Origin of the sequence: Actinoalloteichus spitiensis RMV-1378 (assembly GCF_000239155.1) — a bacterium.
GTDB lineage: Bacteria > Actinomycetota > Actinomycetes > Mycobacteriales > Pseudonocardiaceae > Actinoalloteichus_B > Actinoalloteichus_B spitiensis.
Genome location: NZ_AGVX02000410.1, coordinates 1 through 7,146, shown reverse-complemented (window position 1 = coordinate 7,146; position 7,146 = coordinate 1). Strand labels below are relative to the sequence as shown.

Annotated in this window: 9 protein-coding genes; 5 read left to right on the top strand and 4 right to left on the bottom strand. The window is 72.5% G+C overall.

Going from position 1 to position 7,146, the window contains the following annotated elements; translation table 11 throughout:
- Positions 1–137: 137 nt before the first annotated feature.
- Both ACTIDRAF_RS0217900 and ACTIDRAF_RS0217895 read right to left on the bottom strand, forming a co-directional pair.
- The gene (locus tag ACTIDRAF_RS0217900) at positions 138–812 is read right to left on the bottom strand and encodes a Crp/Fnr family transcriptional regulator (protein WP_016700099.1); all 675 of its coding nucleotides are present in this window, start codon (positions 810–812) and stop codon (positions 138–140) included.
- 92 nt (positions 813–904) lie between these two features.
- Positions 905–1,159 carry a hypothetical protein gene (locus ACTIDRAF_RS0217895; protein WP_016700098.1) on the bottom strand — a complete coding sequence of 85 codons (255 nt, stop codon included), beginning with the start codon at positions 1,157–1,159 and terminating at the stop codon, positions 905–907.
- A gap of 320 nt (positions 1,160–1,479) precedes the next feature.
- Here ACTIDRAF_RS0217895 and nth point away from each other — a divergent pair, with 320 nt between their 5' ends.
- From nth to ACTIDRAF_RS0217875, 4 genes are read left to right on the top strand one after another with little or no spacing between them, the layout of a single operon-like run.
- Positions 1,480–2,259 (top strand): endonuclease III, encoded by a 780-nt coding sequence (gene nth, locus ACTIDRAF_RS29585; RefSeq protein ID WP_083886446.1) that lies wholly within the window; start codon positions 1,480–1,482, stop codon positions 2,257–2,259.
- Complete coding sequence (locus ACTIDRAF_RS0217885) at positions 2,256–2,816, top strand: TlpA family protein disulfide reductase (RefSeq protein WP_016700096.1); 561 nt, start codon at positions 2,256–2,258, stop codon at positions 2,814–2,816. The genes nth and ACTIDRAF_RS0217885 overlap by 4 nt, the downstream gene beginning before the upstream one ends.
- Positions 2,813–3,559: an NUDIX hydrolase gene (locus ACTIDRAF_RS0217880; protein ID WP_016700095.1), complete on the top strand. Its 747-nt coding sequence runs from the start codon at positions 2,813–2,815 to the stop codon at positions 3,557–3,559. Before ACTIDRAF_RS0217885 ends, ACTIDRAF_RS0217880 begins: the two co-directional genes overlap by 4 nt.
- Positions 3,556–4,740, top strand: coding sequence for a MarP family serine protease (locus ACTIDRAF_RS0217875; protein WP_016700094.1), 1,185 nt, complete (start codon positions 3,556–3,558; stop codon positions 4,738–4,740). Before ACTIDRAF_RS0217880 ends, ACTIDRAF_RS0217875 begins: the two co-directional genes overlap by 4 nt.
- 70 nt (positions 4,741–4,810) lie before the next feature.
- On the opposite strand, the gene ACTIDRAF_RS0217870 is transcribed toward ACTIDRAF_RS0217875, so the two are convergent.
- Both ACTIDRAF_RS0217870 and ACTIDRAF_RS29580 read right to left on the bottom strand, forming a co-directional pair.
- Positions 4,811–5,767 carry an alpha/beta fold hydrolase gene (locus tag ACTIDRAF_RS0217870; RefSeq protein ID WP_016700093.1) on the bottom strand — a complete coding sequence of 319 codons (957 nt, stop codon included), beginning with the start codon at positions 5,765–5,767 and terminating at the stop codon, positions 4,811–4,813.
- Between the two features lie 12 nt (positions 5,768–5,779).
- Positions 5,780–6,292, bottom strand: a complete 513-nt coding sequence (locus ACTIDRAF_RS29580; protein ID WP_016700092.1) for a phage holin family protein — start codon at positions 6,290–6,292, stop codon at positions 5,780–5,782.
- 159 nt (positions 6,293–6,451) lie between these two features.
- Between ACTIDRAF_RS29580 and ACTIDRAF_RS0217860 the strand changes: the two genes are divergently transcribed.
- Positions 6,452–7,146 (top strand): sulfite exporter TauE/SafE family protein (locus ACTIDRAF_RS0217860; protein WP_169533987.1); only part of this gene is annotated, 695 nt, incomplete at its 3' end.

Sequence of the window (7,146 nt, the reverse complement as noted above, 5' to 3'; positions counted from 1 at the left end):
GAACCGGATCTGGTGCCGGCGTCAGACCGGCGGCCCCGAGCCTCCGGTTGGCGTGCCGGTGGCACGCCGCCCACGGGAGTCCCGGGCCTGGAACGCGCGGAGCCGCACGTCCCACGGGTGACGGTCGCGTTCCGGGGTCAGCGGGCCCGTCGAGCCAGCCGCTCCGGGTCCAGGATCAGCACGCTCTTGCCCTCGAGCCGCAGCCAGCCGCGGTGGGCGAAGTCGGCCAGGGCCTTGTTCACCGTTTCGCGGGAAGCGCCGACCAGTTGGGCGATCTCCTCCTGGGTGAGGTCGTGCGTCACCCGGAGCAGGCCCGCTTCCTGGCTGCCGAAACGCTGCGCCAGCTGGAGCAGCGCCTTGGCGACCCGGCCGGGCACGTCGGTGAAGATCAGGTCGGCCAGCATGTTGTTCGTGCGCCGCAGTCGCCGAGCCAACACCCGCAGGAGCTGTTCGGCGATCTCCGGGCGCTTGCTGATCCACTCCCGCAGTGCGGGGCGGTCCATGCTGAGCGCCCTGACCTCGGTCACCGTGGTCGCCGTCGACGTCCTCGGCCCGGGGTCGAAGATCGACAACTCGCCGAACATGTCGGACGGCCCCATGATGGCAAGCAGGTTCTCCCTGCCGTCCGGGGACTTGCGTCCGACCTTGACCTTGCCGGACTGGATTATGTAGAGCCGGTCGCCGGGCTCACCTTCCGTGAAGATCACATGGCCGCGTGGGAAGTCCACGGGCTCCAGTGTCTGAGTCAGCGCCTCGATGGCCGCCGGCTCGACACCCTGGAAGATCCCAGCGCGTGCCAGGGTCTCGTCCACCTCATCCCTCCTGTTGAGAGGCGGCGGCAGCCCGTGACTGGGTACCCCTCGTTACGAATACCGGATGGGTGCCGCCGATCGCTCCTTGCAGTCTAAGACGGGCGGCGTGATCTGCGTGGACGCAGCCTTCCCGCGCGCCCCGAGCGACGCAGCCGGAAGAGTTCGAGCGCCCGCCCGATGCCCTGCTTGAACAGCGCCCGCACCTCGTCCGGACGCGCGTTCTCCAGCAACTCCTCGACGTCGTTCTCCTGAACGACCCCGTGGCGGATTCCCTTTTCGACGCGCTCCATGAAGAGCGCGAAGAACATGATCACAACGGGGACGGCGATGACGAACCAGGCAGTCATGATGAGTCCGATGGTGGCGCATCACGGTGGGTGGCGGCGCCCGGGGTCCTGGGTGACCCCGGTAGCCCTTTCGGAATACCCGCAACCTCTCCGTGCCCAGGCTAGGGGTGGAGGGGTGGGCACGCGAACCGATCAGTGGCCGGGCGGTGATCGGCGCTGGTACCGCCACCGCCGCCACCGACCCGGTGTCTCCGCGGGGAACCGCCGTCCCCGGCGGCCGCCGCCCGTACCCTGGGGGAGTGCCGTCCCCCGCGAAGTCCTCCGCGCCCCCCGGCCGTGCCGGTGAGACACGGCTCGCCCTGGTCCGCAGGGCGAGGCGCATGGACCGTGCCCTGCGGACGGCCTACCCGGACGCGCACTGCGAGCTGGACTTCACGACCCCCCTCGAACTCGCGGTCGCCACGATCCTGTCGGCGCAGTGCACCGACCGGCGGGTCAACGAGGTGACCCCGGCGCTCTTCCGCCGCTACCGGTCGGCGGCCGACTACGCGGCGGCGGACCGCGCCGAGCTGGAGGAGCTGATCCGGCCGACCGGTTTCTTCCGGAACAAGGCGTCAGCGCTGATGGGGCTGGGCGCCACCGTGGTCGAGCGGCACGGGGGCGAGGTGCCGCGCACCCTGCCCGACCTCGTCGCGTTGCCGGGCATCGGCAGGAAGACGGCGAACGTCATCCTCGGGGACGCCTTCGGCGTCCCCGGGATCACCGTCGACACCCACTTCGGCCGACTCACCCGGCGGTGGGGCTGGACGAACCAGAACGACCCGGTCAAGGTCGAACACGAGGTCGGTGAGCTCTTCCCCAGGCGGGACTGGACCATGCTCTCCCACCGGGTGATCTTCCACGGCCGTCGCGTCTGCCACGCCAGAACGCCCGCCTGCGGAGCCTGCCCCCTGGCCAGGGACTGCCCCTCGTTCGGCGCCGGGCCGACGGACCCCCTGCTCGCGGGACGGCTGGTGCGGGGCCCGGAGGCCCCCCGGCTGCTCCGGCTGGCCGGGGTCCCGGTACACGCCGACGCCCCCGACGAGCCCGAGGGGACGAGCGGTGCGCCGGGCTCCGGTGCGGGTGGCGCCGTGCGGCCGGCCCAGGGGGGACAGGCGTGAAGTCCAGCGTCAGGTGGACCGTCGTCGTGCTGGTCCTCGCGGTCGCGGGCATCGTCGCGCTCTGGCCCAGGGAGGGGGACACCCTGCCCCCGGCCGGGTCCGACAGCGCCACCGAGTCCGCCGCCACCACGCTCGACGCGCTCGACGTGGTTCCGGTGACCTCGCACGACGGTGGTGAGCGGGGTGATCTCGCCGCCGTGGTGGGGGAGGGACCCGCGTTGGTCAACCTGTGGGCGACCTGGTGCGGTCCCTGCGTGGACGAACTACCGGTCCTCGACGAGTACGCCGCGGGTGAGGACGCCGTTCCCGTGTTCGGCGTGCAGGTGCAGAGCGACCGGGACGCGGGGCGGCGGATGCTCGACGAACTGGGAGTTGGCTTCCCGTCGGTGCACGAGGACGGGGACCAGCTCCGACGCCTGGTCCGGGCCCCCGTCATGCCGGCCAGTTTCGTGGTGGATGACGCTGGTGCCATCCACCGGGTCGAGCCACCCCGCGCGTTCACCAGCGTCGACGAGGTGGACCAGGCGGTGCGGAGCTATCTGGGGGGAGGCCGATGACCGAGCGAGCGAGCGCGCGCGGCGATCTGGGGCGGGGCGGGGCGTTGGTCGATCCGCGCAGCACCCCACCCTGGCTCGGCCCGCTGGTCGCGGCCAGCGACCACATGGAGTCGCCGTCGCCGACGGCGGGGGGTGGCGTCGCCGAGAGCGTCCGACCGGCCGCGGTGCTGGTGCTGTTCGGGGAGGACGGCAGTCCGCTGGGCCCGGGCCCCGACCTGCTGCTGTTGCGCAGGGCGGACGGGCTGACCCACCACCCGGGGCAGGTCGGTTTTCCCGGTGGGGTCGCCGAGGAGGGCGACGACGGGCCCGTGGCGGTGGCCATCCGGGAGGCGGAGGAGGAGGTCGGCCTCCAGCGCGCCGGAGTGCGTCCGGTGGCGTTGCTGCCGGAGCTCCACATCCAGCGGTCGAAGTTCAGGGTGACCCCGGTGATCGCGCACTGGCGGCAACCCTCACCGGTGCGGCCGGTCGACCTCGCGGAGACCTCCGCCGTCGCCCGGGTCCCCGTCCGGTACCTGGCCGACCCGGCCAACCGCTTCCAGGTCCGGCACCCCTCGGGGTACGTGGGGCCCGCCTTCGCCGTGCCGGGCATGTTGGTCTGGGGGTTCACCGCGGGGCTGATCTCCAGCCTGCTCTCGGTCGGCGAATGGGCGGAGCCGTGGGACGCCACCGACATCCGGGACCTGGCGGACGCCTGGCAGGCGGTGGAGGCCCCGGCCGGGGCGGGCGGGACGGTCGCCGAGTGAACTGGGTCGACGCGGCCGTCCTGGTCGCCGTCGTGCTCGGGGCCATCTCGGGCGTCCGGCACGGCATGGCGGTCGCGATCTGCGCGGGCCTCGGTGTCGTCGGGGGCGCGGTCGGGGGGCTCATGCTGGCTCCCTGGGTCGCCGACCAGCTGGAAGGGCCGCCCGTCCAGCTCGCGGTGGCCCTGAGCATCCTGTTCAGCCTGGTCGTCATCGGGCAGCTCGCCGGGGTCTACGTGGGCAGGAGCATCAAACGGAGGTTGGGCCACTCCCGGTTGAGCCGCGTCGACAACTTCCTCGGCGGTGTCGTCCAGGGGCTGATGGTCGTCCTGGTGGCCTGGCTGGTGGCGCTGCCGATCACCTCGGCGGCGTCGGTGCCCTGGCTGGCCGCGGCGGTCAAGGAGTCCCGGGTGCTCGGGACCGTCGACGACGTGATGCCGCCCGAGGCGAAGGGGCTCCCCAACGAACTCGGGCGGCTCTTCGCCTTCTCCGGGTTCCCGCACGTGCTCGACCCGTTCTCCCGCACCCCCGCGGCGGAGGTCGACCCACCTGACCCGGAGCTCCAGGCGAGCGCCACGGTGCGGCGGGTCAGGGAGAGCGTGGTTCGCGTGCACGGCCAGGCGATGAGCTGCCAGCGTCTGCTCAACGGCAGCGGCTTCGTGGTCGCGCCGCACCGGGTGATGACGAACGCGCACGTCGTAGCCGGAGCGGACCAGGTCACGGTGGAGGTGGAACGGGCGAGCCTGCGTGCCACCGTCGTGCTGTACGACCCGAGCCGGGACGTGGCCCTGCTCGACGTTCCCGACCTGTACGCCGAACCGCTCGACTTCGCCCCGGACCCGGCGGCGACCGGTGACGGCGGCATCGTGCTCGGCTACCCGCTGGGCGGCCCCTACACGGCCAGCGCCGCCAGGGTCCGGCAGCGGATGACCCTGACCGGTCCCGACATCTACGACCAGAACACGGTCGAACGGGAGATCTACACGGTCCGGTCGGCGGTGCGCAGCGGGAACTCGGGAGGTCCGCTGGTCGACCCGGACGGACGGGTCCTGGGCGTGGTGTTCGGAGCGGCCGCCGACCAGAGCGAGACCGGTTACGTGCTCACCAACGCCGAGATCGACGAGGACGTCCGCGCCGCGACCCGTCTCACCGACGAGGTCCCCACCGGCGAGTGCTCCGCCTAGGTGGGGAAGGGGAAGCGGCCGCGTCCCGCCCGGCCAGGTCGGAGCCGGGGCCCGGAGGGGCCGGGAGGGGTCAGCCCGCCACCCGCGCGAGGAAGCGGACGAGCAGGTCGTTGACCTGGTCCGGGGCTTCGTGGTGGGGGAAGTGGCCGATTCCGGGCAGTTCCACCCGCTGCGATCTCGGCCCCGTCCACGGACTGGACCTGGCGGCGGTGCCGGGCAGGAAGCACGGGTCGAGCCTCCCGTGCACCTGGAGCACGGGGACCGCCGCCCGCCGGTCGACGGCCTCGGCGAAGTGCCGCCCGTCGGACCGGAACTGGGACCGCACGCTCCAGCGGTAGTACTCCATCGCCGAGTGCGCCACGCCCGGGATGAGCATCGCCGTCCGGTGCGTGCGCGCCACCTCGACGAAGGCCGATGTCTGCCGCCAGTCCGGCCCCGACCACCCCCGCAGCAGCGCCTCGACCTGGCTGGCGGCGTTCCTGGTCAGCCGGGCCTCGGGGAGGCGGGGCAACTGGGCGGCGAAGAGGTGTCGTGAACTCCGCGTCTGGGCGCGGGCGGCTCTCCGGAACGGACGTGTCAGCCCGAGCCAGACCGCCCGTCGCAGCGCTAGGGGGTGTGCGCCGCCGAGGACCGCGATGGAGCTCACCAGCCGTGGGTGCAGGGCGGACAGCGTCCACGCCAACATGCCGCCCCAGGCGTGGCCCACCAGGTGCGCTCGTTGCTCACCCAACGCCTTGACCAGCCCGGCGACGTCGCCGGCGAGGGTCCAGCCGTCGTAGCCGCGGGGAGGCTTGTCGGAGTCGCCGTACCCGCGCAGGTCGACGGCGACCGCGCGGTACCCGGCCTCGGCGAGCGCCGTGAGCTGCCCCCGCCAGGCCCACCAGAACTCGGGGAAGCCGTGCAGCAGGAGGACCAGCGGCCCCTCACCGAGCTCGGCGACGTGCAGGCGGATCCCGTTGGCCGAGACGTCGTGGTGCGCCCACGGGCCGGGGAGCCGGGCGGTGGACGGGTCGGGTGGCAGGCTCACCGTGGCCGCGGCTCAGCCGGTCCGATCCGGGGCACCGCCGTCGAGGCGGTCCCGGTGGCCGCTGAAACCAGCGGCGGTCTCCCGCACCGTGCTGATGGTCCGTTCGGGCTTGCGGATGCTGCGGACCCGGCGGTAGCCCTTGTAGGTGAGGAAGCCGGCGACCACCAGCATCACCAGGAAGACGATTCCGAAACCGGCCCACCGGGGCAGCCACACCGCCAACAGCTCGGCCAGGGTGAAGAACAGGAAGAAGGAGCTGAAGGCCAGCACGGTGAGGGCGAGCACGAAGTAGACACTGCCCCGCAGGCCCTTCTTGACCTCGGCCGTGATCTCCTGTTTCGCCAGCTCGACTTCAGCCCTGATCAGGGTGGACATGTGAACGGTTGCCTGGCGGACCAGGTTGCCGATCGACTTCTCCCCGGTGGCTCCGTCGGTGCGGTCGTCCTCGGACAGCGGGATCGAGGGGATGGGTGGCGTCCCCTCTCCGTCCCAGCGTCCGTTGCTGTGGTGTCCGGCGCTGCTCACCGCGTCATGGTGCCATGTCCCCGGACACCCGCACGCGCGACACGGGTGATCTCCACCTGGCCCCGGTGGCGCTCCGCCGGACGGCCGGTCCGGAATCACCGAGGTGAGCTAGGTAATCGTCGTCCCCGGAGCCGGGGGGCACCGGCGTATGTTGCTCGGGTGTCTGAGAACGCCGCTGACGAGAGAACACTGGACGGGGTGCCCTGGGCGAAGCTCGTGATCATCGGACTGGTCGCGGGCGCGTTGTCGGGGCTGTTCGGGCTCGGCGGTGGCGTGGCGATCGTCCCGCTGCTGGTCACGCTGGTCAAATTCGACCAGCGGCAGGCCGTGGCCACCTCGCTGCTTGCGCTGGCACCGCTGTCGGTCGCCGGGGCCGCGTCCTACGCGTGGCACGGCCAGGTCAACCTGTGGATGGCCGTTCCGCTGGCGGTCGGGTGCATGACGGGGGCCTGGTTGGGCGCCTCACTGCTGGGCCGGGCGCCGCTCGCCCTGCTGCGGTGGGCCTACGCGGCCGTGTCCACCGCCACCGCCGTCTACCTGTTGGTCGGGCCGGCGCCCCAGGTGTCGTCGGACGTCGAGCCGGGGTGGCCGCTGCTGTGGCTACTGCCGATCGGGCTGGCCATCGGTGTGCTCTCCGCCCTGACCGGTATCGGGGGCGGGGCGGTCATGGTTCCGGTGATGCAGCTGGGGTTCGCCGCGCCGGCGGCGATGGCCAAGGGGACCTCACTGCTCGTGATCACGCCGACCTCGATCCTGGGCGGGGCGCGGGCGCTGCGCAAGGGGAACGGCTCGCTGCGCGCGTCGTTGTGGATCGGCTGCTCCGGCTGGGACATCGCCATCTCGAAGGCCAGTTC